Origin of the sequence: Symmachiella macrocystis (assembly GCF_007860075.1) — a bacterium.
GTDB lineage: Bacteria > Planctomycetota > Planctomycetia > Planctomycetales > Planctomycetaceae > Symmachiella > Symmachiella macrocystis.
Genome location: NZ_SJPP01000001.1, coordinates 3,365,503 through 3,391,547, shown reverse-complemented (window position 1 = coordinate 3,391,547; position 26,045 = coordinate 3,365,503). Strand labels below are relative to the sequence as shown.

Annotated in this window: 20 protein-coding genes; 10 read left to right on the top strand and 10 right to left on the bottom strand. The window is 56.6% G+C overall.

What is annotated here, in order from left to right; genetic code table 11:
- Nucleotides 1-124 precede the first annotated feature (124 nt).
- Entirely contained in the window at nucleotides 125-694 is a 570-nt protein-coding gene (locus CA54_RS13130) for a Uma2 family endonuclease (RefSeq protein WP_146371193.1), read from the top strand.
- A 72-nt stretch (nucleotides 695-766) separates the two neighbouring features.
- Here the strand turns inward: CA54_RS13130 and CA54_RS13125 are convergent, their stop codons facing one another.
- The 4 genes from CA54_RS13125 to CA54_RS13110 form a co-directional block, all read right to left on the bottom strand.
- The gene (locus tag CA54_RS13125) at nucleotides 767-1,921 is read right to left on the bottom strand and encodes a DSD1 family PLP-dependent enzyme (RefSeq protein WP_146371192.1); all 1,155 of its coding nucleotides are present in this window, start codon (nucleotides 1,919-1,921) and stop codon (nucleotides 767-769) included.
- Nucleotides 1,922-2,010: 89 nt separating this feature from the next.
- Nucleotides 2,011-3,249, bottom strand: coding sequence for a 3-hydroxyacyl-CoA dehydrogenase NAD-binding domain-containing protein (locus tag CA54_RS13120; protein ID WP_146371191.1), 1,239 nt, complete (start codon nucleotides 3,247-3,249; stop codon nucleotides 2,011-2,013).
- 57 nt (nucleotides 3,250-3,306) lie between these two features.
- Nucleotides 3,307-4,620, bottom strand: a complete 1,314-nt coding sequence (locus tag CA54_RS13115; RefSeq protein ID WP_146371190.1) for a beta-ketoacyl-[acyl-carrier-protein] synthase family protein — start codon at nucleotides 4,618-4,620, stop codon at nucleotides 3,307-3,309.
- Between the two features lie 97 nt (nucleotides 4,621-4,717).
- On the bottom strand, nucleotides 4,718-6,031 hold the full coding sequence (locus tag CA54_RS13110) for a beta-ketoacyl-[acyl-carrier-protein] synthase family protein (protein WP_146371189.1): 1,314 nt from the start codon (nucleotides 6,029-6,031) through the stop codon (nucleotides 4,718-4,720).
- 289 nt (nucleotides 6,032-6,320) lie between these two features.
- Between CA54_RS13110 and CA54_RS13105 the strand changes: the two genes are divergently transcribed.
- Nucleotides 6,321-6,872 (top strand): paraquat-inducible protein A, encoded by a 552-nt coding sequence (locus tag CA54_RS13105; protein WP_197532431.1) that lies wholly within the window; start codon nucleotides 6,321-6,323, stop codon nucleotides 6,870-6,872.
- A complete protein-coding gene (locus CA54_RS13100; RefSeq protein WP_197532430.1) occupies nucleotides 6,865-8,688 on the top strand; it encodes an MlaD family protein in 1,824 nt (607 codons plus the stop codon). Before CA54_RS13105 ends, CA54_RS13100 begins: the two co-directional genes overlap by 8 nt.
- Before the next feature lie 63 nt (nucleotides 8,689-8,751).
- Here the strand turns inward: CA54_RS13100 and hemA are convergent, their stop codons facing one another.
- Both hemA and ccsA read right to left on the bottom strand, forming a co-directional pair.
- The gene (gene hemA / locus CA54_RS13095; RefSeq protein WP_231963050.1) at nucleotides 8,752-10,074 is read right to left on the bottom strand and encodes a glutamyl-tRNA reductase; all 1,323 of its coding nucleotides are present in this window, start codon (nucleotides 10,072-10,074) and stop codon (nucleotides 8,752-8,754) included.
- A gap of 41 nt (nucleotides 10,075-10,115) precedes the next feature.
- Nucleotides 10,116-10,946 carry a cytochrome c biogenesis protein CcsA gene (gene ccsA / locus CA54_RS13090; RefSeq protein WP_146371186.1) on the bottom strand — a complete coding sequence of 277 codons (831 nt, stop codon included), beginning with the start codon at nucleotides 10,944-10,946 and terminating at the stop codon, nucleotides 10,116-10,118.
- 294 nt (nucleotides 10,947-11,240) lie between these two features.
- On the opposite strand from ccsA, the gene CA54_RS13085 reads away from it, so the two are divergent.
- Entirely contained in the window at nucleotides 11,241-11,537 is a 297-nt protein-coding gene (locus CA54_RS13085; RefSeq protein ID WP_146371185.1) for a hypothetical protein, read from the top strand.
- 42 nt (nucleotides 11,538-11,579) lie between these two features.
- Here CA54_RS13085 and CA54_RS13080 read toward each other — a convergent pair whose 3' ends face one another.
- Nucleotides 11,580-12,314 (bottom strand): hypothetical protein, encoded by a 735-nt coding sequence (locus tag CA54_RS13080; protein ID WP_146371184.1) that lies wholly within the window; start codon nucleotides 12,312-12,314, stop codon nucleotides 11,580-11,582.
- 283 nt (nucleotides 12,315-12,597) lie between these two features.
- On the opposite strand from CA54_RS13080, the gene CA54_RS13075 reads away from it, so the two are divergent.
- Both CA54_RS13075 and CA54_RS13070 read left to right on the top strand, forming a co-directional pair.
- Nucleotides 12,598-14,661 carry a HEAT repeat domain-containing protein gene (locus tag CA54_RS13075; protein ID WP_146371183.1) on the top strand — a complete coding sequence of 688 codons (2,064 nt, stop codon included), beginning with the start codon at nucleotides 12,598-12,600 and terminating at the stop codon, nucleotides 14,659-14,661.
- A gap of 122 nt (nucleotides 14,662-14,783) precedes the next feature.
- Entirely contained in the window at nucleotides 14,784-16,235 is a 1,452-nt protein-coding gene (locus CA54_RS13070; RefSeq protein ID WP_146371182.1) for an aspartate aminotransferase family protein, read from the top strand.
- A gap of 56 nt (nucleotides 16,236-16,291) precedes the next feature.
- Here CA54_RS13070 and CA54_RS13065 read toward each other — a convergent pair whose 3' ends face one another.
- Both CA54_RS13065 and CA54_RS13060 read right to left on the bottom strand, forming a co-directional pair.
- Entirely contained in the window at nucleotides 16,292-16,639 is a 348-nt protein-coding gene (locus CA54_RS13065; protein WP_146371181.1) for a hypothetical protein, read from the bottom strand.
- 87 nt (nucleotides 16,640-16,726) lie between these two features.
- Nucleotides 16,727-17,116 carry a hypothetical protein gene (locus CA54_RS13060; protein WP_146371179.1) on the bottom strand — a complete coding sequence of 130 codons (390 nt, stop codon included), beginning with the start codon at nucleotides 17,114-17,116 and terminating at the stop codon, nucleotides 16,727-16,729.
- A gap of 236 nt (nucleotides 17,117-17,352) precedes the next feature.
- On the opposite strand from CA54_RS13060, the gene CA54_RS13055 reads away from it, so the two are divergent.
- The 3 genes from CA54_RS13055 to CA54_RS13045 all read left to right on the top strand — a co-directional run bounded on the left by CA54_RS13055 (nucleotide 17,353) and on the right by CA54_RS13045 (nucleotide 23,258).
- A complete protein-coding gene (locus tag CA54_RS13055; protein WP_146371178.1) occupies nucleotides 17,353-17,988 on the top strand; it encodes an ECF-type sigma factor in 636 nt (211 codons plus the stop codon).
- Nucleotides 17,985-21,947 (top strand): protein kinase domain-containing protein, encoded by a 3,963-nt coding sequence (locus CA54_RS13050; RefSeq protein WP_146371177.1) that lies wholly within the window; start codon nucleotides 17,985-17,987, stop codon nucleotides 21,945-21,947. The genes CA54_RS13055 and CA54_RS13050 overlap by 4 nt, the downstream gene beginning before the upstream one ends.
- Nucleotides 21,948-22,208: 261 nt before the next feature.
- Nucleotides 22,209-23,258, top strand: a complete 1,050-nt coding sequence (locus CA54_RS13045) for a DUF6666 family protein (protein WP_146371176.1) — start codon at nucleotides 22,209-22,211, stop codon at nucleotides 23,256-23,258.
- A 17-nt stretch (nucleotides 23,259-23,275) separates the two neighbouring features.
- Here the strand turns inward: CA54_RS13045 and CA54_RS13040 are convergent, their stop codons facing one another.
- On the bottom strand, nucleotides 23,276-24,652 hold the full coding sequence (locus CA54_RS13040) for a right-handed parallel beta-helix repeat-containing protein (protein ID WP_146371175.1): 1,377 nt from the start codon (nucleotides 24,650-24,652) through the stop codon (nucleotides 23,276-23,278).
- Between the two features lie 191 nt (nucleotides 24,653-24,843).
- On the opposite strand from CA54_RS13040, the gene CA54_RS13035 reads away from it, so the two are divergent.
- Nucleotides 24,844-25,620: an inositol monophosphatase family protein gene (locus CA54_RS13035; RefSeq protein WP_146371174.1), complete on the top strand. Its 777-nt coding sequence runs from the start codon at nucleotides 24,844-24,846 to the stop codon at nucleotides 25,618-25,620.
- Nucleotides 25,621-26,045: the final 425 nt, after the last annotated feature.

Here is a 26,045-nt window from a genome sequence, read left to right as displayed (position 1 = left end):
CACAAGCAGTGCCAGCTGGGCACGAATCCACGTCGAATTCGCAGTTGTTGCTGCATTTCCATCGATTGATCTCGTATGATTCGCAGAATAGCGACCGATCCGTCGAAAATGAAAGTAAACCGTTATGTCTCCCTCAGCCCTATTATCCGCCGAGCAATTCGCCGATCGCAAGTTCGATTTTCCCGAAGGAGGCCGCTGGACGGAGTTGCACGCGGGCGAAGTCGTCTCCTTGTCCCCTCCCGATGAACTGCACGGCAACGTGGTGCTCAATTTCACCAAGGCGCTCGCCAAACATGCCCAACAAGTCCAAGACGGCTATGCCTGTTTTGAACTGGGGCTGATCGTTGCCCGCGCCCCCGACACAGTCTGCTGTCCGGCAATCAGTTACTTTCAATCGGACGAGCGCTTTGCTGAAACGGACAACCTAGTCACCAAAACCGTTCCCACACTGGTTGTGGAAATCGCCTCCACCAACGATCGTCGCCGCAATATGGCTGCGCGGGTCGAGAACTATCTGAATTGGGGCGTCGGCCATGTCTGGTTGGTCGATACCGAATGCCAAGAAATCCACCTCTTCCAATCCGGCGTTTCCACAATCAAACTCGGCAGTGACGAAGTGTTGCACGGCGGAATGGTCCTCAGCCAATTCCGCAGCCGCGTCGAAGACCTCTTCGCCAAACCCGCTTGGTATTGAGAAGAAACCGTAGGGCAGGCTCCTGCCTGCCACCGCAGACATTCCAAGCGTCTCGTACTCTGCCGGCGCACATCACACACAACGCCCACGCGCATCCACCGGCCAAATCTCGACCAGCGTGTCGCCCCGCACACAATGATAATGGTCGAAGAGATTCACCGTCGGATCACAATGCGACGTAACGCACAACACTTGGTCCCCCACCGTCGCCCGGTACGCTGCATCGGCATACAGCAGGTGGCCATGCTCGTCGCCGCGAAATTCGTATTCCGTATCCAGCGGTGCGCCGGCGGCAATCGCCGGTTTCGGACCACGGGGGAAGAAGCATTTGTAACCGGCGTCGATCGTGGCCAATCCGGGATGATTCGCGCTGACGATGGTCGTCTGGACAAATAGGCTGGTCTCGAATCGCAACCGTTCCTCCGGCGAAGCGGCGACCGCGTTGTAATCGGAGTCCATAAACAAATACGAACCGCACTGCAGTTCGTTGAACACATCCAACGACGCATCAAACTCAAACGTCCCCGTGCCGCTGCCCGTTACAATCCGCGGGGAATGGTCGGCCGCATCCAGTGCGTCGCACACGACGCGCAACTCGGCGTTCGTCGCCAGCGCCGCCGCCCGCCGCTCGTCGTATTCGATAATGTGCTGCAATTGCCCCGCATAGGCATGCACGCCCTGATACTCCACACCTTCGGTCTCGCGAATCAATCGCGCCAACTCAACCGCCGATTCGGGATTCGCAACCCCCATACGGTGAATTCCCAAGTCGATTGCGACCAACACTTTTAAAACCTGTCCGGCGGCTTGTGCTGCCGCTGCGAGATCCCGCACGTTTTGTGATTGATCGGCCACCACCAGCAAGTCGTCCGCTTGCGCGTTGATCGCCAACAACCGTTGAATTTTCCGTTGCGCAACAAGCGGCGATGTGATCAGTACATTCCCGACCCCCGCACCAACCATCACTTCGGCTTCGCCCAGTGTCGTGCAACAGACACCAACTGCCCCGGCAGCAATTTGCCGCCGCGCAATTTCGACCGACTTATGCGTCTTGGTATGCGGCCGCAATGCATGGGACCGCCCAGCGGCGAAATCCGCGAGTTTATGCAGATTGCTTTCAAAGACATCTAGATCCAACAGCAAAACCGGAGTGTCGAGCAATTTGCGCGAACCGGGTTGTCCGATCAAATCGGTATTGGGTAAATCAGCAGACGGAAAATCGGGCATGGGCGTGGGGCCTGTAGTGATTCAAGAACGATCGAGTAGCGCACCCAAGATAGCGGGCAGACCTCGTCCGAATCAACGACCAGCCGCCGCTATTGGTAAAACCCACGCCCCGCCGCCGCCAACGCTTCGATCTGCCGTCCCGCCACATATCGCGGCCCTAACCGCCGCAGCGGACGCAGCATTTCCAGAATCGTGGCCAGCCCCACCCCGTCGGCCCAGCGCAATAATCCGCCGGTCGCTTCAGGAAAACCGATACCGTGAATCAACGCTTCGTCAATGTCCTGCGGACTCGCAACCAGCCCCGCTTCCAAAACCAACTCCGCCTCGGTCAGCATCGGCAGAATCAGCCGCGCAGTCAATTCGTCGCGTGAGAACGCACGTTGTTCGCGGCGTCGCTCGTGAATCAACTGTTCCGCGGAATGTGAAAGGGTCCCACCGCCCACATCCCCGTCGTATTGAAAAAAGCCGCTGCCGGTCTTTTGGCCAAACTGTCCGGATTGAAATAGCATCAACAACAGTTCCGAGGTCACCACCCGCTCAGGAAACGCGTCGTAGATCGTGGTCCCGGCTCGCAAGGCGACGTCGATACCAATTGCATCAATCGCTGTGAGCGGTCCAATCGGCATACCGAACTCGGTCGCGGCGGATTCAATCGCACCGACCTCCGCCCCTTCTAATAACAATTCCAAGGCCTCATTCAGGTACGGTGTCAGCAACCGATTGACGACAAACCCCGGACTGTCACCGACCACCACCGGCCGCTTGCCGATCGCGCGGGCATAGTCGATCGCAACGGTAATGGTTTCATCGCTCGTCTGTTCACCACGCACGATTTCCAACAACATCCGCTCCGCCACCGGATGGCAAAAGTGCAGTCCGACGAAATTCTGTGGTCGAGTCAATTTCGCCGCTATCTCGGTCACGGGAATACTGGACGTATTGGACGCAAAGATCGTCTGCTCATGAGCGAGCGACTCGAGTTTCTTAAAGACGCGACGTTTGACCGGCAGCCGTTCGATGACCGCTTCGATCACCAAATCCGCCGCAGCCAACTCTTCCGCTGCTTGGCTGCCGCGAATCAACGTAGAATCCACATGCGTTTGGATATCCGCCACACCATGCGCGACGGCTTCCTCCGAAGTATCCGACAACATCACACGAATACCGTGCCGCGCATTGGCCATAGCAATGCCGCGTCCCATCACTCCTGCACCGATGACTGCGGCAGTGCTGATCGCGCGCGTCCCTGCTGCATTCGTACCGCGATGTTCCGCGAGCCGCGTAATCCATTCAGGAGAATTGACAGTTGTTTTAGTGCCGGTCGGCATGTGATTGCTTGCCCGTTTTGAAGGACCACTACAGGGGTGTCACTGTCGGCTTGATCGTTAAGCGGCCCAGCGAACTGTGGCAGTGGATGAGGCTTCGTCGAAGCGTGAGAGGACCAGCGCCGCGTTTTGGCCGCCAAATCCGATGCTGTTGCTCAACACGTGCCGGCAATCAATTTCGCGAGCGATGTTGGGTATATAATCCAAATCGCACTCCGGATCAGGAGTTGAATAGTTGATCGTCGGTGGGGCGACCCCATGTTTGATCGCCAACAAGCAAACCGCTGCCTCGATTGCGCCACAAGCAGTGGTCGCGTGCCCCAGCATGCTTTTTGTGCTGGAAATCGGCACCGAATGCGCCTGTCGGCCAAAGGCTCGTTTGACTGCCAACGTTTCGATCTTGTCATTCAGAACCGTGCCGGTCCCGTGCGCGTTGATGTAATTGATGTCCTCGACGTTCAATTCCGCTTCGTACAACGCCCGACCAATGGCTGTCGCGATACCGCGGCCATCGGGATGCGTATCGGTCACGCGATACGCGTCTTGCGAGGACCCATAGCCGTCGACCTCTCCCCAAATCTCCGCACCGCGCCGCCGCGCGTGTTCCAGTTCTTCCAGCACGAAGACAGCTGACCCTTCACCAATTACGAAACCATCCCGCTCGCGATCAAAAGGGCGGACAGCTGTTGCCGGATCGTCGTTCCGGGTACTCAACGCCGAGAGCCGTTGAAAACCGGTCACCCCAAACGGATGTATCGTGCTGTGCGATCCACCGGCTAACATGACATCGGCATCGTCGCGGCGGATCAACCGTGCCGCTTCGCCGATGGCTTGCGTACTAGAGACGCAAGCAGCGATACAATTGAAATTGGGGCCTTGCGCGTCGAACAACGATGCCAGATGACTCGCCGGCAAATTCGGCTCATATTCACATTCCGCATGTGGATCAAAAATCCGTAGCGCCGTGCTATTGAATTCGCCGGTCGTATCTCCGCCAACCGTGGCCCCGCTGATGGATTGTGTAAACCGGTCAAAATCCGCAAAGGCCTCGCCGCAACCCAAATAGACACCCATGCGCACCGGATCAATCCGCGATGTTTCCAACGATGCAGCCCGTCCCGCTTTGAGTCCCGCGCCGATAGCAAATGTCGTTTGCCGTGGACAATGTTCCCATTGCCGTGGGTTTTCGCCGACATCCCACAAGTCCCAATCACGAACTTCAGCCGCAATCCGCACGGGAAAATTGTCAGCATCGAACAACGTCAACGGACCAATCCCAGATCGTCCGGCCGTCAATCCCTGCCACAATTCCTCCGTGCTGGCCCCCAGAGGAGTCACGCAACCCACACCGGTGATCACAATGCGTCGTTTCATGCCCATGCTTCCATTCCCACTATGACTCCCTCTCCCTCTGGGAGAGGGCCGGGGCGAGGGCCGCACAACAACCGACTTCCCCACCCGCTAAAAAACCTCAATCACAAGCCCCCACCGCCAAACAACTTGCTTGGCCCTGGGCGACAATGCTTAGATTCACAAAACTTTCTCCCGCCTCACAATCCGCCGAACGGACCGGCGCGACCGGACATTGTGGGTCGGGTTCTTCATAATTCAAAACCGGAAACAGTCGCCCTTTTTTGAGCGCCAACAAACTGGCCACCAACTCCAAAGCGCCGCTGCCGGCACCGGCATTGCCCGTGTTGCTCTTGGCGGCCACGACCGGCAATTTTGACGTCCGTTCGCCGAACACCGTGCGAATCGCTTTGGCTTCCTCTATATCCGAGCGATGTGTGCTCAACCCGTGTGCGTGAACATGGCCGATGTCATCCGGCGATAGATGCGCTTTTCGCAAAGCAGCGCCAATCGCGTTGGCCAAAGCCTTATCCCGCTGGGCCACCCGGCCTGGACTGACCACGCAGGACGAACCGACGCCCTGAATCTCGCCGAAAATCGTAGCGCCACGATCCAGGGCCGCTTGATATTCCTCCAGCACCAACGCCGCCGCCCCTTCGGCTATGACCGCTCCCTGCCGATCGCGATCAAACGGCCGACAGACGGCATCGGGATGTTGTGTGTCGAGAGCGACTTGCCCTTCGAGTTCCGCATGCAATCGATTGAACGGTAAAATGGTTGTACCGGTGGCGCCGCTAACCATCGCATCGGCAGCCCCTTCTTGAATCGCATAACACGCTTCAGCGACCGACAGATTCGCTGCCGCTTCGCGCTGTGTGATCGAATTGTTCGGACCCCGCAAGTCGTTGTAGATCGCCATGTAACATGCAGGCATGTTCGGCAGACATTTCAGCAACCACAGCGGCGCGATCTGATCAAGCCCTTCGCGCCCCCATCGCTGAAAATCAAAACCCGCCGCATCGCTGCATGCACGGACGCCCGCTTCGAAGTCCTGCGGCATCATCGAGACGTTGCCCGCGCCGAAACAAACCCCGACGCGTTCCGGCTCATAACCAACGCTCAGCAGCTCGCTGTTATTGAGCGCCTGTTGCGCGGCTGCGACTCCCATCTGGGTTTCGCGGTTCATCAGTTTGAGCGCTTTGCGGATGGTCTTTTTGAGGCCCTTTTCCAGCGGACCAAAATCATCGATCGCCCCAGTAAAATCACGGGCGACCCCGGCACACATGGGGACCTGCGGCGATGGTTCTTCAGCGACAATACCGCTGCGGCCATCGACGAGCGCTTGCCAGAATTCGTCCACCGAATTACCAAGCGGACTGACAACTCCCACGCCGGTTACCACGACGCGTCGTTTCGTATCAAAGGCGGAAATCACGTATGCATCCTTGCATAAATTGCCGCGAAATGGGAAAGGGAAATCCCGTTGCTTTCAAGAGGCGGAAGAATACGGAAATGCCCCTTTTCTGTCGAGGCGAGTTTTGAGTTGACCGCAGACCGTTTTGAGATATTTTGAACCGCTCCACACTGCCGTACGTTGGCTATTTGGCGGCACCGGGCCAACGTGGTACAGTCGCTGAAAGTTATCTCATTTCTCATTCACTTCACGACAGCACGAAACCATGAACTCCTACCGGGCGTGTCATTGTTGCGGAATGATTCACAGCTTGCCGGATTTGGTTGCCGGACAAGTCGCCGCGTGCACGCGGTGTCGCGCCACCATCTGCCGTGCGGGAAACGAACGGCGCTCAGCGCAACGCACCACAGCTGCCGCCCTGGGCGCATTCGTACTTTTTTGGCCGGCCATCTTTCTGCCAATTTTGGAAATCGAAAAACTCGGTCATCATCACGAATCGAGCCTGATCGGCGGCATCATCGAATTGTTTGCACACGGCAACTTCTTCGTCGGCGGAATCGTGTTGTTGTTCTCCGTGATCTTTCCACTCACAAAAATTGTCATGCTGCTCGAATTGAGCCTGCTGGAATTAATGCACCGCAAACACAAGGCGGTCACCTACCGCATCATGGAGACGGCCGGCAAGTGGAGCATGATGGATGTGTTGCTGTTGGCATTTCTGGTTATGTTGGTCAAATTGGGCAGTCTCGTCGAATTTCATTTCGGCCCCGCCGTGTTTGCATTCGTCGCTTGTGTCGCCATGAGCATGCTGGCCTCCTTATCCTTTGACCCACATGAAATCTGGGAGGTCACCGATGAGTGAACAGCCAGCAAATACCAATCCACCTTCTGCTCCGAGCGAATTTCCTCAAGCAGAAATCCGCGCTGCCGCAAATACTTGGTGGCGCCGCGCCGCCACCGGACATCTGTGGTGGCTAACCGCCGCTTGTGTGATCTTGGCCGTCTATTTGATCGTCTCAGCCGTTCGCGCGCGAGGGCCGGAGATTGCGATCCATTTTCAACAAGGACACGGCATCAAACCGGGGGACCTGTTGCGACATCGCGGTATCGCCATCGGTGAGGTGACTACAGTCGAGTTAGACAAGGACCTGACCGGCATCACGGTCCGCGTCGCTATGGAACCCCGCGCCGTCGGCTTAGCCCGTGCTGGAAGCCGATTCTGGATCGTCCGGCCTCGCATCAGCTTGGGACGCGTGAGTGGTCTGGAAACGGTTGTCGGAGCCAAATACATCGGCGTCCTGCCCGGTCCCCCCGATGCAGAAAAACAAGTCGAATTCACAGGCGCCGAATCGCCGCTGATGATGCTGGACACCGAAGTCGTCGATATCACGATTCACTTTCGTCAAGGATACGGACTCTCTGTCGGCGATCCGATCAAGTACCGCGGCATCGCGGTCGGCGAAGTGACCGCTGTTGAACTCAACGAGGATCAAAACGGAGTGGATGTGGCGGTGCGACTTTTGGCCAACGCCAGCCGCTTGGCGCGCGTCGGCAGCCAATTTTGGGTCGCCCGCCCCGACATCGACCTGACCGGCATCCGCGGCTTGGAGACGGTCGTCAGCGGCCGGTATATCGCCGTGCTCCCCGGACCAAACGAGACCGAGCCACTCACACAGTTTCACGGACTGGATTCCGCCCCTCCTTCCAGCGAACGGGAGCCGGGTGGTTTAGAAATCGTCCTTTACACCCCACATCGCGGCGGCCTGCAACGCGGGGTGCCGGTGATGTATCGCGGCATTCGCATCGGACACATGATGACCGCCGGCCTCTCCAGCGATGCGACCACCGTCGAAGCCCGCGCCTATATTCAACCCGCCTATCGCGAACTGGTGCATGAAAAAACCGTCTTCTGGAATCAAACCGGCATCGATTTCCATTTCGGCGTCACCGGCGTCGACTTCAAAGCCGATTCGCTCTCCAGCGTCGCTCTCGGTGCGGTGGCGATGGCCACACCCGATTCCCCGGGCCAGCGCGTCACCACCGGGCATCGGTTTTTGTACCATGCCGAAGCCAAAGACGAATGGCTAACGTGGCAACCCAGCATCCCGGTCGGCTCCGCCCTGCTCCCCGAAGGGATGTCGCTGCCACAACCATTGCGGGCAACGTTACTCTGGCAAGTGCGGACTTTGGGAATCAAACGCGACCAAGAAAAACTAGGTTGGGTTCTGCCGCTAGCCGACAATCGTCTCATCGGTCCGACTGACCTTCTCACCCCTTCTACCGATGCCATCGAGAAACAACCCACACTAGAAGTCGCTGGCCAAAAGTTAACGATCTCCGCTGACACGACCCGCACCTACGGCGCGCTGGCGGAAATCGCAGTCGGCAAATCATTCTCAAACGCCTGGCCGGTCGACCGCCTCCGCGCTCCCACAGCTATCGAAGAATGCCTGATCGTCGGAGCGACACAAAAAGACCGCATTCCCCTCCCCGCAGCGCGACTCTCAGCAGGGGAGGGGGGCTGGAAAATCGATCCCGCGCTGCCCATCGACCCCGACTGGCACGGAGCCAGCGTCCTGGCCGTCAGCGACGGAAAACTGATTGGCGTTATAACAATCGATCAAGCCGTCGCCCAAGTCACACCACTCACCGAAGAGTTAGTCTTCAACGACCAATAAATAGCAGCTGGATGCGACGCGTAGCACTCTAAGCTATCCGTGCGAATCCGTAGCAAAAACGCATCAATCCCGCAGATGAAACAACCGCCTCAGCGCGTCCATCAGACCGTGCGGGGTGCCTTCGCGAGCTTCTTCTTTGAGTGCTTCCAGCGGCGGGTGCAGGAGTTTGTTTACCAGTCGGTTAACCCATTGCTCGACGATTTTGCGTTCGCGGTCGTCCATCTCGCCCAATCGGCCGAATAGCCAGGCGAGTTCTTCGTCGGTCACATCCCGCCATTTTTCACGCAGGTTGCGGATGATCGGTCCGGTCGCACGGTGATAGACCGCGTGCATAAACTCGTCGGTCTCTTCGTCGATGATTTTTTGCGCTGCGGCAATCTCTTTTTTCCGGACCTTGCGGTTGTTTTCGCAGGTCTCTTCCAGATCATCGATGCAATATAAAAACACATTGTCGTCGATGTCGCCCACGGACGATTCAAAATCACGCGGCGCGCCCAAGTCGAGAATGAAGACTTGTTTGTACTCGCCCTGCTTGCGAACGGCGGCAAAGCGATCGCGGGTTACGATCGGACGATCCGCACCGGTGGTGCTGACAATAATATCCGCCATCGCCATCAACCGGTCGAGTTGGTCAAACTCCACATACGTTCCGCCCCACTCATCGGCCAATTCCTGTGCGCGATCGACGCTGCGATTCACCACGACCAGTTCGCGGACCCCTTCCTCCTTGAGATACCGCAGCGTTTCAGTCGCCATTTCCCCCGCCCCGATCACCAACACCTGTTTGTCGTCGAAACGGTCGAAGATGCTTTTGCCGAAATCCCCTACAGCCACACTGGCAATCGAGATGCGTCCCTCAGCTAAGCCGGTTTCGGTGCGGATGCGTTTGCCGACCTTTAAGGCCCGCTCGAACATCGCGTTCGCCATCGGCCCCGATGCCTGATTGACACGTGCGGTGGCGTAGGCTTCGCGAACTTGGCTGACGATTTGCGGTTCCCCCACCACCATGCTGTCGACACCCGAAGCGACGGAGAACAAATGCCGCACCGCATCGGCCCCGGTCCGTTCCAGCAGGTTGTCGAAGAACTCGTCGACCGGAATGGCATGAAAATCAGCGAAGAAACCGGCCAGTTGTTGGTGAGTGGGAATATTCTCTTTGGACTCTTGAGCGGTGTAAAGTTCGACGCGGTTGCAAGTCGACAGCACGACGAATTCCGAATCCGGAAATTGGGAACGCAAATGGTCGTAGGCGCGGACCTTCTCTTCTTCCGAGATGGCGAGCTTCTCGCGCAACGTCAGATCCGACCCTTGGTGGCTACAGTAGACGACTTGCAGGTTCAACGCCGACTCCAGAATTTCATCGTAAGTGTCGGCCGCGCCGAACACGCCTTGGTTTCGCGTGAGTTTAATCGCATCATTCGTTGCAGCTAGCTATGCCAACTGTCCATATTCAAGACCTGCAGGCCCACGATCGTGAGTAGTAAAAATCCGCAGCCCCAGATCGTCATCCACGCGACCTGTTTGCCCGCCGCCGGTTTGGCGCGCAGCAGCCAGCCGAAGAGCACCGCCATCACCAACCAAACAACGCCGTAGCCAATAATCACCGGATCAAGAAACTGCACCGGCTCGGGTGTCTTTTGGGAATACAGCCCCAAACCGACACCGGTCAGCATTCCAGCGGTCAGCAGCGGAAAACTCAGCATGACACACAGACGGTTCCACCGCGCCAGCCGCGCTAAACTGGGCATGCTCAAGCCGGTCGTCTGACCATGTTTGCGTTTGAGGCGTCGGTGTTGCACCAGATACATCATGCCGATCACAAAACCGATGGTCACCCCCCCAATTCCAATGACGAGTAAGCCGGCATGCACCATCTTTAGGTTTTGTTGTGCCGCCAATAATGGTTTGGGAGCATCCCCCACCAGATACGTGGAGGCCACAACCAACAACACCACCGGCAGAATAAAGACTCCCCATGCTGATGTCTCATCTAGAAACGTAAAGACCAAGTAGAAAAGCACCATCAACCAGGCCAACACCAGCATCCAATCTTGTTGCGATCCAACCAGTGGCGGCAAATTGGTCGCCCGGCTCCGCATGAGAAGATAAATCGTATGCGCACACAAACCCGCTGCAGCGAAAAGCAAGACGAACAACCGGCTCGCTTTGCTGCGACCCCAAAGTCGTGTGGCTTCTAACACAAACGCCACGAGATAACTGGCGAGGAAACAGTAGATGCCGACATTCGTAAAATTCATAATGTCCGATATCAAAACTTTGAACCGGTTTCGTGAGGGACCTTAAACGTCGCGCCCCGTTTGTGATCGTTCTCGACTGACCAGCGACTCATTCCAAACTGCGCTCTTTAGGCGAGTTATGCCTCAAAATACACGCGAGGGAAGGTCACCGGGGGAAAACCCTGTGAAAAACGAATTGATTCTTCACATTTGTTGATTATACGATAACGCCCATGGCTGAAACAACGTGGCGCTCCGGGACAACGCGGAAAACCATCCGATAGGGAGATGTCCGCTTCCCAGCGGGATAAGGCGATGGAACACGACCTCGCGATTATATTCGCGGCAACAATCATTCTCTCATTGCTGCGATTGTTGCCCGAATTCCGCATCTGGATCACACCAGTCGTCATCCGCTGCTCTGGCGAACCACTCAAAGGGCATGAGCGGTCCGTGGAGTACTACTTTCGCACGGTACTGGATTACCGAGGAACCTTGACCGTCACCGGACGGCATACGCAGAGCGGACGGCTCAAACTGCGGTTTCGCGGAAAGATTTCCGACAACGACCGCCAACTGGTCTCCGCCTTTCTGACGGCGATCACCTATTGACCGACTTGCGACACGCGACCAAGATTTCTCGAAAACGCCGACCTAGCTCCGCCCTTCGTAGGCGAGGCCGTCAATGAACTTTCGAGCGGCGATGTAGTCGGCGCTCGGCATGCTAGAGACATGTTGCTTGAGCGTTTCTCGCATGGAGACCGTCGTCGACTTAATCTCATCGCTCGTCTTTGCCCCCATAGCGCCACCAGTTAAAGTCAGATGCTCAAAGAGATCGTCAAGTTTGGCGCGGTCTTCCTCGAAATCGGGCGATTGCAAGACTTCTGGCCAGAGAATCTTTCCGGTTACCGAATCAAAATCGTCAGGGCCGAGTCCCTGATACCGGGGACCGTTGCTGGAGCTTTCGAGGTTCGCGCGGTTCTTGGCACGCCGTTCCGCGTCCCGTTGATATCCCTCTTCCTTTTGCTGACGGTAACGGTCCTTCATCGCCCAATAGGTATCGGCCGCCTTTTTATTGTTTTCGATATTCTTCGTGCGGGCCTCTTCGCGTGTGAGCTGCGCCGCGGCGTTGTCTTTGTTTGCTTGGCCTTGGGCGCGAATCACTTGCGACATCCCCTCCCCATAGCCGCCGGCGACCGTACTGGCGCCAGAATTCCAACCCCAGCCCCCATATCCGTAGCCGCCATACCCGTAACCGCCGGGGCGATACCACCGCCTAGCCCCGCCGACCCGCACTCGATATTGGGCTTGCGCGGAGTTTTCACTCCAGAGCATGGCAACACCCGTAAAACCGGTTACGAGCAGCAAAACGAATGAGGTACTTTTCATTGGGCCTCTCCCAGAAGCGATACGGTCCGAATTCTGTTTTCGAAATCCGCTTGCGAAGTCCCAGGCGAATGGGAAAAACAGGTCTCCACAGACGCATCCCTGATCGTGAAAATCAGGAGATTGTCGTCAACTTAATTTTTCACAACACTGAAATACGTGAAAACAATACTGTAAATTGGCGCGTCGCTGAGTAGAATGAACGCACACCGTTTACGTATATATATTATGGAACTTTGGCGGCCAAGGCAATCACCTTCTTCGGAATTGGCAAGCGGAGCGAATAATGAGACGATTTTTGATGTTTAGCGTCGTAGCGATCCAATTGGCAGCCTGCAGCGTCTCGTATGCGGAAGAAGCCAGTATCTCCGACCTGTTACGCGACCTGAAATCCCCGGAACCCTCCGTGCGTGCCGCTGCTGCCATCGAACTTGGCCAACGGCCCAACGTCCCGCCGGAAGTTGTCTTGCCGCTGGCAGCTGTGCTGCGGGATAAGGACCGCACAGTCGTCGAAGAAGCCCTGATTGCCATCCAACGCATCGGCCCCGAAGCCCGCGCTGCCGTCCCCACGCTCATCAGCCTTCTCAACAAGGAAGATCCGGCCCTCAATCACGAAACCTTGCACGCCTTGGCGGCCATTGGCCCGGCCGCAGCGAAAGCAAAACCGGGAATCCAAAAATTCCTGGATAGTCCCAACAAACGCTTGAAGATTGTCGCCTCCATCGCGCTGTGGCGGATCAATCCCGAAGACACGGAACCGCTGCAAGCGATTCTCCCCGACGCCATCGCCGCATTGGGTTCGGGGGACGAACACCTATCGCGTCAAGCGGTGCGACTGTTATCAACTATGGGACCCGTCGCTGTTGCTGAACTGGTCAAAGCGGTTGAAGCGGGAGACCCCGCCGTCTGCTGGCGGGCGAGTGATGCGCTGGCCAACATCGGACCGGATGCCCAAAGTGGCGTGCCCGCTTTGGCAAAATTGGCCGCGGCAGAAGATGAGCGAGCCTGTTGGCACGCGATTCGCGCCATCGGCGAAATCGGTGTCGCTTCGCCCGTTGCTGTGGAAAGCCTGACGACGGCGCTAACCAACGAATCCCCCATGGTCCGCGCTCATGCCGCTACCGCTTTAGGGAAACTGGCCCCCGACTCCAATTCGGCAGTGCCTGCACTCATCAAGGCCTTATCCGATGACGAATTGGGTGTTCAAATTAGCGTCGCCGATGCTTTGGGAATGTTGGGACCCGACGCTGCTGACAGCTCCGACGCGTTGGTCGTCGCCGTGCAAACCGAGGAACCGGCCGTTGCCATTCACGCAGCCAATGCCCTCTCCCAAATCGGCGCACCGGCGGCACCGGCCGTTGCCAAATTATTGGCCGATGAAAACTCGCGGCAGTTGGCCGCCATGATTCTCGGCGAGATGGGCCCCGGCGCAAAACCGGCTGTTGATAACTTGATTCAAGCGATCGATGATAAAAACGAACTCGTCAAACGAGACGTAATCGTCGCCTTGGCACTCATCGGCCCCGATGCCAGCAAGGCCTCTGACAAACTCATTGCCCTGCTGGACGACCCCGATGCCGCCGCACGACCGGCCGCTGCATTTGCCTTGGGAAAAATCGGTGAAAAACGGGCGATTCCCATTTTGGAACGGACCGCCATCGTCAAAGATAACGACCGCCTCCGTCTGGCAAGCGCTCATGCACTGATCACGTTGGATCCCACAAACGACAAGTATATCCAACTCGCCGTCCCCCGCTTGACCAAAGCCCTTTCCAGCGAAATGCCCAGGGTCCGACGCGAAGTGGCTGCTGCCTTGGGACGCATCGGCGCCAAAGCGAATTCAGCGGTTCCTAAGCTGTCCGAACAACTGGCCATCGAAGAAGACGAAATGGTCCGCGATCAACTGTTGGTCACCTTGGCCGAACTCGGCCCGGCGGCTGGTCAGGCCGTCCCCACCATTGTCGGCCTACTGAACGATGACAATGCCGCCAATCGATATACCGCTGCATTTGCCCTGGGTAAAATCGGCCCCGAAGCAAAAGAAGCTATTCCAGAATTACGAAAAAACCTCCGGGAATCCGACCGCTTTCTGCGGTTGGTTAGCGCCTGGGCCTTGGTACAAATCTCGCCGGACGACTCCGATATTGGACGTGAGGCTGCCCCCATTCTGCGGACCGGCCTGGATCATGCCGACGCGCAGGTCCGCGTGCAGGTCATCAATGCCCTAGCAGAAACCGGGAGAACCGATCCGTTGGTCCTGCGGGCCTTGCGTAAAGCGGCCAAAAGTGACAATGAAGACGTCCGCAATGCCGCTCAAGACGCTCTTAAAAAACTTGAACCCCAAAAATAGCGCCGGCATCCGCCGCGTTCCTACCGAATTCGTTTCCGCCTCCGGTTCTGCTGGGGGCGGACTCTTTATCTTTCCCCCCATCGTGCCCCGCCACGTTCCACACAAGCCGAATTGTTGACACTATGACGACGTCTATCCAGTTCCCCGGTGAAGAACAATCCAACGAAAACCGCGCGACGGTCGACGCCTATCAACCGGCCGCACTCAAAACTTTCACCCCCAGCCAAGCCGTGCTCGCCAAATCGGCCGGATGTTTTCACTGGACCCCCGAAGGCCGACGGCTTTACGATTACTCCTCCGGTGTGCTCGTCTCCAACCTGGGACACAACCCGTTGCGTTGGCAACAAAGTTTCGCCCGGCATCTCGGCTGGACTCCCGAACAGCTCACCGCTCCCACGGCTGACGCTGACCAACCCGATACCTTCTTCGAAGCGCTGCCGCTGACCGCCTACAACGCGCTGACCCCCGTCGAAGCGGCCGCTGCTCAGCGGCTTGTTGCCAATGCTCACAATCGCCCCGGCGGAGAGCGGATCAATGCCGTCATGTGGGCCGCCTCGGGGTCGGAAGCCATTCAAAAAGCGATCTGGGCCTGCCTGCACCGAGATGAAAACCGCGATCTGATTATCGCCACCCGCTACGGCTTCCACGGCAAAAAAGGATTGGCCGGAGCGGTAACCGGTTGCGAATCCGACGCCGACCGCGATCCCCGTGTGAAGTTCATAAGCTTTCCCATGCACGAAATCGACGACGTCAGCAAATATGGCGACGATATCGAACTCGACACCTACCGCGATGAGCTGGAAGCGCTCTGGAATGAATACGGCACACGGCTAAATTGCCTAGTCACCGAGCCTTACTTGGGAGGCGGCGGCAGCTACCATCCCCCCGCGGCCTATCACCATCTGTTGGAAGAATTCTGCCGCGCGCATGATATTCTGTTGATCTTCGACGAAGTCCAAGCTAACTTCGGCCGCACCAAGTGCATGTATGCCTTCGAAGCCTACGGCATCGAGCCGGATCTGGTCGCCCTGGGCAAGGGACTGGGCAACGGCATCCCGGTCGCCGCTGTCGTCGGCCGCCGGGATGTGATGGACAGCTTGCACTACGGCGAAGCCTCCGACACTTGGAGCGCCAACCCACTTTCCTGCGCAGCTGTACTGGCGACGCTGGATGAATTTGAAAACGCCGGCGTCTTGGAACATGCCGGTGGAATCTCCAAAATCATGTTCGCCGAACTCGCCAAACTCAAAGAGACTCCCGTGATCGCCAAAGTCCGCGGCGAAGGGATGGTCTTCGGCATCGAATGCGCTGCTGTCGGAGAGTTATCCGCCGAGCAAGTCGCCAACGCCATCGTCGAAGCCGCCTATGTAGGAAACGGCGGAGACGGCATCCACCTGTTAGGCCCACTCGCCGGCAAAGTCATCCGCATTAGCCCGCCACTGACCATCAGCGAAGCCGAAGCAACAACATCGCTGCGGCTGTTGCAAGACATCTGCGCCCAAGTCGCCAGTGGCACCCAGATGGGCATCACGAAAATCGCGAAGCGATTCAACGAATTGAGGTTGGAGCACTAAGGGCATTCAGTTTTGTCCGGCGGTTACCAGTTGTAGGCCATGTTGCAACGGCTACGTCACGCCTTCAACTCAGTAAGATGTTGGCAGTGAATCTGAATCTCGCCGAAATAATCCAAGCCTACGAAAACGAAAATGTCGCCATCTTTGGACGGTACCTTGGTGTCGATTTGAATCGTGTCACAGCGTGCGAGATACGCATCTTCGCCGATGGCGTCATTGTTGATTGAGGCGATAAATCGAGAGACTGAATGATCGTTAAAGACTCCGCCAAATCGCAGAGTAACGGTAGGTGGTTCAGAGTAGATGATTGGGCAGAGTTTAAAAACGAGAGACGCTTCGCGTCGCGGGCCGGACGTCGCTGTGACAAGGCCAGCGTCGTGGTATTTGTACTGGATTGCGATCATGGATAACCAAGCGTAACCACCAGGATTTAAATCGTAGGTCGATTATCAGCCGCCGCCATCCGCAATTCAAGCCCACCCCGCAGCCACCTAATTCAGCGAAACGCGGCGACGTACCGTGACGCCGTATTCCAATTCACCGGCGGGAGAATCGTCGTCAGCTTCGCCGTAGGACTTGATCGGAATTACCGGAAGATTGAGGACCGGTTCGTCCCCTTCAGGAACGTCGATCACGACCCAATCGATATCATCGATGTCGAACTCCCGCTCTTTGATCACGTCACCATCGGCATCGCAGACGGTCACTAGAACCTTATCGATCACGCCATCTTCGTGGATGTAGGAAAGATCGATCGTGTCAAACGGATTCGTACAAGTGATCTCCAACACGCCGTTGCAAAGTTCCACGTCAGCGGCCATTAAACGCGGGTCGTCCAGGCAATCAAACCGGATCTTTTGGTCCATGGTGGATGACATCATTTCTCTCAACCTTTGGAATAGGAGGATAATGTAGTAGTAGGTCGTTGAAAGTCAGGAACAAGCATCGCTCTATTAGGAAATGCCCAACGGCCTGATCGAAAGGCCACAAAAATCACGAAATCCTCAAAAAACGCGATTTTCGAACCGAATAGCGGCAAACCCAGAAATAGATTTGCGTCGCAAGTTGTTTCCGGGTAGTGTGTTAAGGGCAATCTCCCGCCAAAGGAAATACGTCCATGAGCAACAATCTCTCAGCCGATGATTCCGTCGTGGGATGGATCGAAGGGCTAAAGCAAAAAGACGAACATTCCGCGCAACAACTTTGGGAGCGATACTTCTCGCGTTTGACCGCCTTGGCCGGCAGCAAACTTCCCGGAAATATTCGCCGTGACTTCGACGAAGAAGACGTGGCGCTCAGCGCGTTTCACAGCATGTGCCGTGGTGTGCGGCAGGATCGGTTTCCCGATCTCAAGGACCGCGACAACTTATGGTCCTTGCTAGTCGTGATCACCGCCCGCAAGGTGTCCCATCAATTGCGGGAACGGTCGGCAAAAAAACGGGGTGAGGGCGCGACCCGCGGCGAGTCGATCTTCGAGGTCGACGTCAATGCGATGATGGCGGGGATCGATCGTGTGATCGGCAATACCCCCACGCCGGACTTCGCTTTACAGGTCTCTGAAGAATCCGAGCGACTGATGGGAATGCTGCCTGATGATTCGTTTCGCGAAGTCGCACGGTTGAAATTCGAAGGCTATTCCAACGAAGAAATCGCGCAACTCAGCGGGCAGAGCCTACGCACTGTCGTTAGGCGGATGAGTTTGATCCGCAAACTGTGGAACAGTGAATTTGAAAGTGAAATGCCGGCCGAATGACCGAACCTTTGTCACAAACCGGACTCAGCCTCGAACACGAGTTGCAACTCGATACGCTGTGCGTTCAATTCGAGAAAGCCTGGCGACACGGTCACACCACGGCGATCGAAGAGTACTTGGAACAGTCCGCTGCGGTCCTCCACCCCGCATTGCTCAAGGAACTGTTGCTGATCGAACTGGATCGACTACGGCAAAAAGGCATTGCCACCGACCCGGGTGATTATCATCGACGTTTCCCCCATTGGGCTAGCATTGTCGACGCCGTGTTCCAAGAAGTCTCGGCGACAGAAAACCCATCGGGCGCAAGCGTTGCACACACCGAATACGAAATCATTTCCCAACTCGGCGCCAGTCGCGAGGGCTTGAGTTATCGCGCCATCCGTTCCGGCGACGGCAGCGAAGTCGACATTGTCGTTTTGAATCAGCTCGAACCGACCGAAGCGGACCGCGTCAAAAAACGCGTGCGGCTGGCGCGGCAATTGTCGCATCCCTCGGTAGCGCGCGTGCTCGAATTGAACTTGGATGGCGACGAACTCTCCGTAGTTCTCGAACCGGCAGCTCAACAACGACTCTCCGACGTGGACCTGCCATCGACCAATGGCGATTCGCACCAATTGATCGACTATAGCTGTCAAATCGCCTCGGCTATTTCAGCCGCCCATCGCCTGGGGTTGGCACACGGCGGTTTGACGCCCGCGTCGATTCGCGTTCGCTCCGACGGCAATCTTCAAATCGATTTTGTCCGCCCCTCGTCACCGGGCGATTCAGCCAACGATGAGACGGTGGACACACAAGCACTCACCAAGGAGGTAAGCCCTCTAGCAGAAGCTGACATTGCCGACGATGTCTACAGTCTTTCCGCCATGCTGGTCTGGTTATTCACCGGCGAGCAAGACCAGCCTATCGAACAGGTGGAGAATTTTCGCGAGAAATTACTGCAATGGATTCCAAAGTCCGCGCAGTCCGAAACTCTGATCGACGGATTATGCAAAGCGGTCGAACATGCATTGAATTCCGATCGCAGCGAGCGCGGAACCGCATTGGACATTTGCCAACAATTGGAACTGGTGGCTCGCGCCGCCGGCATTGCCTGGCCGGTGGAACAAGGCGAGAAGCCAACGTTCCTCGACGGTTCCGCTGGATTGTCTCCACAACAGCAGGCAGATGAAACGCTAGATGACAATCGACTCTCAACAGGTCGTGCTGAAAAACATCCCGCACAAATTGGCCGGTTCCGCATCGCGCGAAAAATCGGCGCCGGCGGGATGGGCGATGTGTTTGAAGCGGAAGATTCGTCCGACGGAACGCGCGTGGCAATCAAACTCCTCAGCCAACGTATCCTCGATCATCCAGATGCCATTCGCCGATTCTATAAAGAAGGACGATTGCTCGGCGAAATCAACAGCCCCTACGTCACGAACCTCGTTGAGGTGAACGAAGACGCTGGCCAACATTACATTGCCATGGAATTTGTGTCCGGCACGGATCTGCGGCAACTGATTCGCTATCGTGCTCCGCTGGAAGAACGCGTCGCGCTCTCGCTGATCGCCGATGCCGCTCGCGGACTGGTCGGCGCCCACGAACTGGGCATGATTCATCGCGACATCAAACCGGCTAACATCTTATTGGCTTTCGATGGCGGCAATGAACATTTCGATGCCAGTTTGTTAAATCCGACTCCGCAGACGGTCAAGCAACTACGCGTCAAGCTCTCCGACTTTGGTTTGGCGCGGCAGATCGACCAAAGCGAATCGATGCGGATGACTCAAACCGGCGCGCTGCTGGGCACGCCGTCTTATATGTCGCCCGAACAATTCGCCAATCTCGGCGATGTGGGCCAGGCGACCGACATCTATGCGCTGGGCATCACGCTGTTTGAAATGCTGGCCGGTAAACCCCCGTTCGAAGCGGGGGATGCTGCCAGTTTGATGAACATGCACTGCAACGAACCCGCCCCGCCACTGCAACGATTCAACCCCGATGCCAGCGAAGCCACCTGCGCGATCATCAGTCGCGCGCTGGCTAAAAAGCCGCAAGACCGTTATGCCGATGCTGCGCAGTTTCTGCACGAGGTCGACCGCCTTCTGCGGGGTGACGCAACCGCGATTGAAGTCCATCCGCACCTTCCGCCGCACGACCCGAAAAAAATCTTCGAAGAAGTCTTCGAATGGGACCTGAAAGGATCCGCCGAGGACCTGTGGCCCTACGTTTCCAACACCGATCGCATCAACTGCGCCGTCGGCGTGCCGTCGGTCGTTTATCAAACCGCGCGGGACGAGCGAGGACGACTCCGCAAGTACGGCGAATTTCGCATGGCCGGACTTCAAATCGGTTGGGAGGAACATCCGTTTGAATGGGTCGAGGGACAACGACTGGGCATTCTCCGCGAATTCAGCAAAGGTCCTTTTGAGTGGTTTTTGAGTATCGTGGAACTGATTCCACTGGCCTCGGGCGGCACGAAACTGCGGCACACCGTACGGATCAATCCGCGGGGTTTGGTCGGCCGACTGGTGGCCACCATGGAGGTGACCGTCAAAGGCAAGCGGGCTTTAGATCGTGTCTACAGTCGCATCGATCAATCCGTCACCGGCCAATTGAGCCATTCGCCCACCACAGATCCATTTATCGAACCGCAGCGACTCACCAAGTCAGGCTCACAACGTCTGGAGATCCGCCTGGATGCCCTGGCTCAACATGGCATCGACCCTGAGACGATCGAGCACCTCACGGAATTTCTCCGCGACGCCCCCGCCCAAGAACTCGGACGGATTCGACCACTCGCTGTGGCTCGCAACTTCGGATTAGACGACCAGCAATTCGTCGTCAGTTGCCTGTATGCCGCACGGGAAGGGTTGTTGAATATTGGTTGGGACATCCTTTGTCCTACTTGCCGGATCTCCGCACGCGTCACCGACACACTCAAAGAGATCCAGCAGCACGAGCGCTGCGAGGTCTGTGATCTCGATTTTGAAGTCGACATGGCCAACTCATTGGAGTTGATCTTCCGCGCACATCCGGAAATCCGTGCGGCCGACGTGGGGACGTATTGCATCGGCGGCCCGGAACATTCACCGCACGTTGTCGTACAAATCCGTTTGGCGGCAGGCGAACGCGCGGAGTTGTCACCGGTTTTATCCGAAGGGGAGTACGTCCTGCGCAGCGCGCAACTCGATTCGGTGCATCGCTTGCGCGTCCTTCCGCTGAAAGGACCCACCCACGGAGAAATTGGCTTATCCCCTGAAGTGATCGGCCCCTCCTCGCATCATCTGCGCGCGGGACGCATCGTGCTGGCCATCACCAACGACTATGACCAGGAGATCGTCGTTCGCTTAGAACGCCGCATCCCGCTACAGGACGTTTTCACCGCCGCTCAGGCAGCGGCGCTCCCCGCGTTCCGCGATCTGTTTCCGGAAGAATCATTCCAATCGGGCCGGTTGTTGAACGTCGCGACAGTGACCCTTTTAGCAATCGACTTAGCCGACGTGGACCGCCTGTTCGACGAACTGGGTGATGCGGAAGTCTATACACGGGTCGAGCGCTTTCAACAACTGGTCGATCACAACGTCCGTCTACACTCTGGCGCTCTCGTACATTCGCTCGGCACCGGAGCACTGTGTGCATTCGACGCGCCGCAAGATGCGATTTCTGCCGTGTTGAGCCTCGATAAAGACCTCAGGCGCCCGACAAACCGTAACCTGCAACTGCAAGCCGGCATTCACCGTGGAACGGTGTTGGCAACTTCCGACGCAGGACGGTTGGGATACTTCGGAGCAACCACCCGCATTGCCGAAGCGCTCGTTCGAAAGGCACAGCCGGGTGAAGTATTACTCACTGAAACAATCGCCGCCGACCCGCTAGTGGCTGCGTTGCTTGAGCAATCTCACCTTGTGAGCGAAATCTGTGACCTGCCATTGCCCACTGATCAGGGGCATCGCTGCCGTAGGATACGCTTGGGCTGACGGCTATCTCAATTCCCGATTCCGAGTGCACGGTCCAACTCCCGACATACGCCTAGGTAATTCCCCCACAAATCCCGCAAAATCGACAAAGTCGACAAAAGCACCCCATGCTACCCAGCCGGCACGGCCGATACCTGAGAAGTCAGGAAATGCATCACAAATCTACGGCAGAGATTCTATCTGCTCAACATGGCATGGGGCGTGAATATGAAATTGGTAGTTCCTCACACGCGCAAATCGGCGTGCATCAGAAACATTGTCTTGATCACGGCCGTCATCCTCTGCGGTAGAGCGGCGATTGCCGGGGACGCTGATTATGGAACTAAATCACCGGCGCTTACGTTTGGAGCGCGTTCATACGGAGCAACAGACGAGACCCTGTCAAAAGTCAATGCATCCTCGACCACAAGGGCTGAATTCTTTCGCACAGAGAGCGATGCGAATTCCATACAAACCGTCTCGCATGAAGTCGGTTGCGACACCTGCGACCCCGACCAACCGTGCGAATGCGGCTCTGCGTGGTACGAAAACCTGTCAATATTCGGCGGGCTGGATGGATCGAAACAGCCACAAGATTTCGGGGTGAACGCCCAGTTCGGCGGCCGCTTCCACGTCAACTTGGGACTTCCGTTGTGGGAAGAACAAGGACTCGGTGTGCAAATCGGGACAGCGCTAAACTACACGGACAACGCCGTGCAAGTCTTCGAACGCCTCGACGGCACGAAAGATCGATTTCAAAACTACACGACGGTCGGATTGTTTCAACGAATCGATTCGGGATTCATGTGGGCCATCGGATATGACTTTCTGTACGAAGATTACTACGACGATTTCAATTTGGGACAATGGCGCGGCGACGTCGGGTACACCTGGGACGATGAGAATGAATTCGGGACTTGGTTCACCATCTCCAATCAAAAAGATAGCGGTCACTACCTCAACATTCCGTTAACGCTCGATCCGATTACCCAAGGCAACCTGTATTGGCGGCGCACTTGGGAAAATGACGCGCAGACGACCTTTTGGTTGGGTATCGCCGAAGGTCATGGCGAAGTCAATCTCGCGTTGGGCGATCTGCGACCCGTAAATGAACGGTTGGTGTTCGGAGCAGATGTATTCGTGCCGCTCAGCCCCTATTTAGCGTTGTTCGGTCAAGCGAACTTCATCACACCGGCTGATTCAGGAACCGTCGACGCGTTTTTGGGAATCGCCTTCTATCCCGGCGGTTCACACGGCGCCCGCAACCGCCGCTTCGCTCCGCGACTTCCCGTCGCCAACAACACAACGTTTGCGACGGACCTGTCTCGGTAACGGTTGAACTTATACGATCAGTCCCAGTCAAGGTTGCCGTCCGACACGGCGTTTTCAGGGGCAGCCAAAATATTGTCGCCAACGGCGCCCCCTACGGTATTGTTCCGTACGAGATTGTTTTTGCCACCACGAATGCGGATGGCTTGTTGCATGCTCGGTTGTTCACGGCGATCAATAACGTGATTGCCCGTCACGCGGCAACGGGTGCAGTTTTCCAACTCAATGCCCCGATGCCGCGGATCGACGATGTTGCAGTCGCTCACCGCAAAGTCACGGCAATCGACGAGCGTCACCGCAGCGCCTGCCTCTGGAGATCCACTGCTCAAACCGTGTGTCACCAACCCCGACAGCACGCCGTTGTCGCACTCTTCCACACGAATGCCATCGCGGGGCGGGTCATTGGGCAAACCTTGCCAAGCAACTGTATTGCCCGACATCGACAGGCCCGAACAATGTTTCGCAAACAGCGACAAATCGGGCGCCCCATAAATCGTGTTGCCTGTGATGGCGACACGTTGCGCCGAGATCAGTTCGATGCCGCGCGTCTGGCTGCCCAGGATATTGCCGATGATCGTCAACAGCCGCGCACCATACGGAGCATGCTGACCGGAACCATGAATGCGAATGTTCGCGCCGCCCGGTTGCACGGTCGCTTGAATCGTATTGCTGGCAATTGTGACTTCGCTAATCACGCCGTCGGGCGCTTCGAACCAAATCTCCGCACCGGTCGGTTCGCCGTTCGGCGACTCGTCGACGCCGGGATGATTGTTGTATTCGATATCGTTGCCGGTGATTTGTAGATTGTGCACGTCGCCATCAAGCGACTTGATCCCGGCACGTTTGTTGTAGCTGATGTGATTTCCCGTGACGTTGATCTGATGCAGATTGCAACGATCGAGAAACAGCCCGTATTCGGCATTGTCATAAATATGTGAATCGCACAGCAAAAAGTTGCGATTCCGTTCGACCAAATGCACCCCGTATTTGCAATTCCGCACGAGCACCTTCGAAACGGTCATTTGCATCGTTTTGCGCAACTGGATACCAATCGCCTCGGGATGTTCGCCGAGAATTTCGATTCCGCTCACAATCGGAAACCGCTCATTTTCCCAAGTGTGCGGTTGGACGGTATCCGGCTGTGCGGTCCCGCGATGATCCCCTAAGACTTGAATGGCCGGCCCTGGTCCCGCCATGACGATCCGCGCGGTCCCGCCATCACCGAGAATTGCGGTATACCCTTGTTTCGTGAGGTCAAACACTAGAGGCTTTGTGATGCGATAGGTTCCCTTGCTCAGCTTGAGCACGCCCCTCCCTTCTTCGATGGCGTGCTTCAGGGCATCGGTATCGTCAGTCACTCCGTCGGCAGCGGCGCCGAAATTGTAGGCGTAAGGCATGGTTCTTCGTTTCGCAGTTGGAGAAATTCAATGTTGATTGTCTCCCTCAATACTACTGGAATTGCGGCAAAATCAAAATCGACCTGCGCTGAAGTTGGCTCCCCCCAACTTGACCCTCGCCGGGCACCCGATACACTCAAGCCAACGGAATGACCCGATACGGAACCGCCACGGACTGAAAGGCCCGACCAGTGAGTGATACACAATTTGTTGATGCCGCCGTCCGGGCTGCGCGATTGGCCGGGGCTGTTTTGCAGGAGTGGGCCGACAAATTCACGGTCAAGCACAAATCTCACGCCGCCGACTTGGTGACTGAAGCAGATTTGGCTGCGCAAAACGTGATTTACGACGCGCTACACGGACAATTCGCCGATCACGGCTTTCTGGGCGAAGAAGGTTTGCAACACGACGGCGGGACCTCCCAATATCGCTGGGTCATCGATCCGCTAGATGGCACCTCCAACTACGTGCACGGTTATCCCGCCTATGCGGTTTCCATTGGATTAGAACACCAAGACGAACTGGTCGCTGGTGTGATTTTTGATCCGAATCAGGACGAAATGTTCACCGCCGCAAAAGGGCAGGGGGCAGCCCTAAACGGCAAGCCGCTGCAAGTCAGCGACGCCGATCAACTGTCCCAATCCATGTTGGTGGCAAGTTTTCCCCCTGGTGTGAAGCGAGACGGACCAGAGATCGCTCGGTTTTTGAACGTTTTACCGCAGGCGCAAACCATCCATCGCACGGGATCAGCGGCCCTCAACCTGGCCTACATCGCCGCAGGGCGGATGGAGGGATATTGGTCAACCAGTTTGAAGCCGTGGGACATGGCAGCCGGGGTACTGATTGTCCGAGAGGCAGGGGGACAAGTCACCGCCTGCAACGGTCAACCTTGGGTGTTGGAAGATGCCGACCTGCTGGTAACGAATGGCACGGCAATTCATGCGGAATTGATTGAATTGCTAACGTGATGCGGAATTCGGTCGTGTTATCAATTTGGTGCTTTCCCCACCCCAATTTGAGGGGTAGAATGAGGGAAAAGATATTGATCATGCACGTGGCGCAGGTGCGTCTGGGTGCAGTTTAAGTCTGATACTTAAGGTCTTGCCGGTTTTCCGACACCATTTGGCGCGAGAGTGCAGTCTGGGTCAACACCCATTAGTGTCGATCACCGCCAAGAACGCTCTGTCGGAATGACAATTTTCCCCGGCAGGCACAAGTTTCGTTGAAAAAACGGAGTTTTCTCAATGAACGGCTGAAAGTCAATTTCCACCGCATTTTCGATAGCATTTCTATTCTGGGTCCCCGTCCGAATTCGCTTTCAATAAGAAAAGTCTCGTGGTCAACGCTACTGCGCATCGTCGCTGGAGAATTGGACCGATTCGTTTCCTTCGAA

Excerpts from the sequence above, each read along its gene's own strand:
- CA54_RS13130 (WP_146371193.1), top strand. The coding sequence starts at position 125 with ATGTCTCCCTCAGCCCTATTATCCGCCGAGCAATTCGCCGATCGCAAG.
- CA54_RS13125 (WP_146371192.1), bottom strand. The coding sequence starts at position 1,921 with ATGCCCGATTTTCCGTCTGCTGATTTACCCAATACCGATTTGATCGGA.
- CA54_RS13120 (WP_146371191.1), bottom strand. The coding sequence starts at position 3,249 with ATGCCGACCGGCACTAAAACAACTGTCAATTCTCCTGAATGGATTACG.
- CA54_RS13115 (WP_146371190.1), bottom strand. The coding sequence starts at position 4,620 with ATGAAACGACGCATTGTGATCACCGGTGTGGGTTGCGTGACTCCTCTG.
- CA54_RS13100 (WP_197532430.1), top strand. The coding sequence starts at position 6,865 with ATGAGTGAACAGCCAGCAAATACCAATCCACCTTCTGCTCCGAGCGAA.
- ccsA (WP_146371186.1), bottom strand. The coding sequence starts at position 10,946 with ATGAATTTTACGAATGTCGGCATCTACTGTTTCCTCGCCAGTTATCTC.
- CA54_RS13085 (WP_146371185.1), top strand. The coding sequence starts at position 11,241 with ATGGAACACGACCTCGCGATTATATTCGCGGCAACAATCATTCTCTCA.
- CA54_RS13080 (WP_146371184.1), bottom strand. The coding sequence starts at position 12,314 with ATGAAAAGTACCTCATTCGTTTTGCTGCTCGTAACCGGTTTTACGGGT.
- CA54_RS13075 (WP_146371183.1), top strand. The coding sequence starts at position 12,598 with ATGAGACGATTTTTGATGTTTAGCGTCGTAGCGATCCAATTGGCAGCC.
- CA54_RS13070 (WP_146371182.1), top strand. The coding sequence starts at position 14,784 with ATGACGACGTCTATCCAGTTCCCCGGTGAAGAACAATCCAACGAAAAC.
- CA54_RS13065 (WP_146371181.1), bottom strand. The coding sequence starts at position 16,639 with ATGATCGCAATCCAGTACAAATACCACGACGCTGGCCTTGTCACAGCG.
- CA54_RS13060 (WP_146371179.1), bottom strand. The coding sequence starts at position 17,116 with ATGATGTCATCCACCATGGACCAAAAGATCCGGTTTGATTGCCTGGAC.
- CA54_RS13055 (WP_146371178.1), top strand. The coding sequence starts at position 17,353 with ATGAGCAACAATCTCTCAGCCGATGATTCCGTCGTGGGATGGATCGAA.
- CA54_RS13050 (WP_146371177.1), top strand. The coding sequence starts at position 17,985 with ATGACCGAACCTTTGTCACAAACCGGACTCAGCCTCGAACACGAGTTG.
- CA54_RS13040 (WP_146371175.1), bottom strand. The coding sequence starts at position 24,652 with ATGCCTTACGCCTACAATTTCGGCGCCGCTGCCGACGGAGTGACTGAC.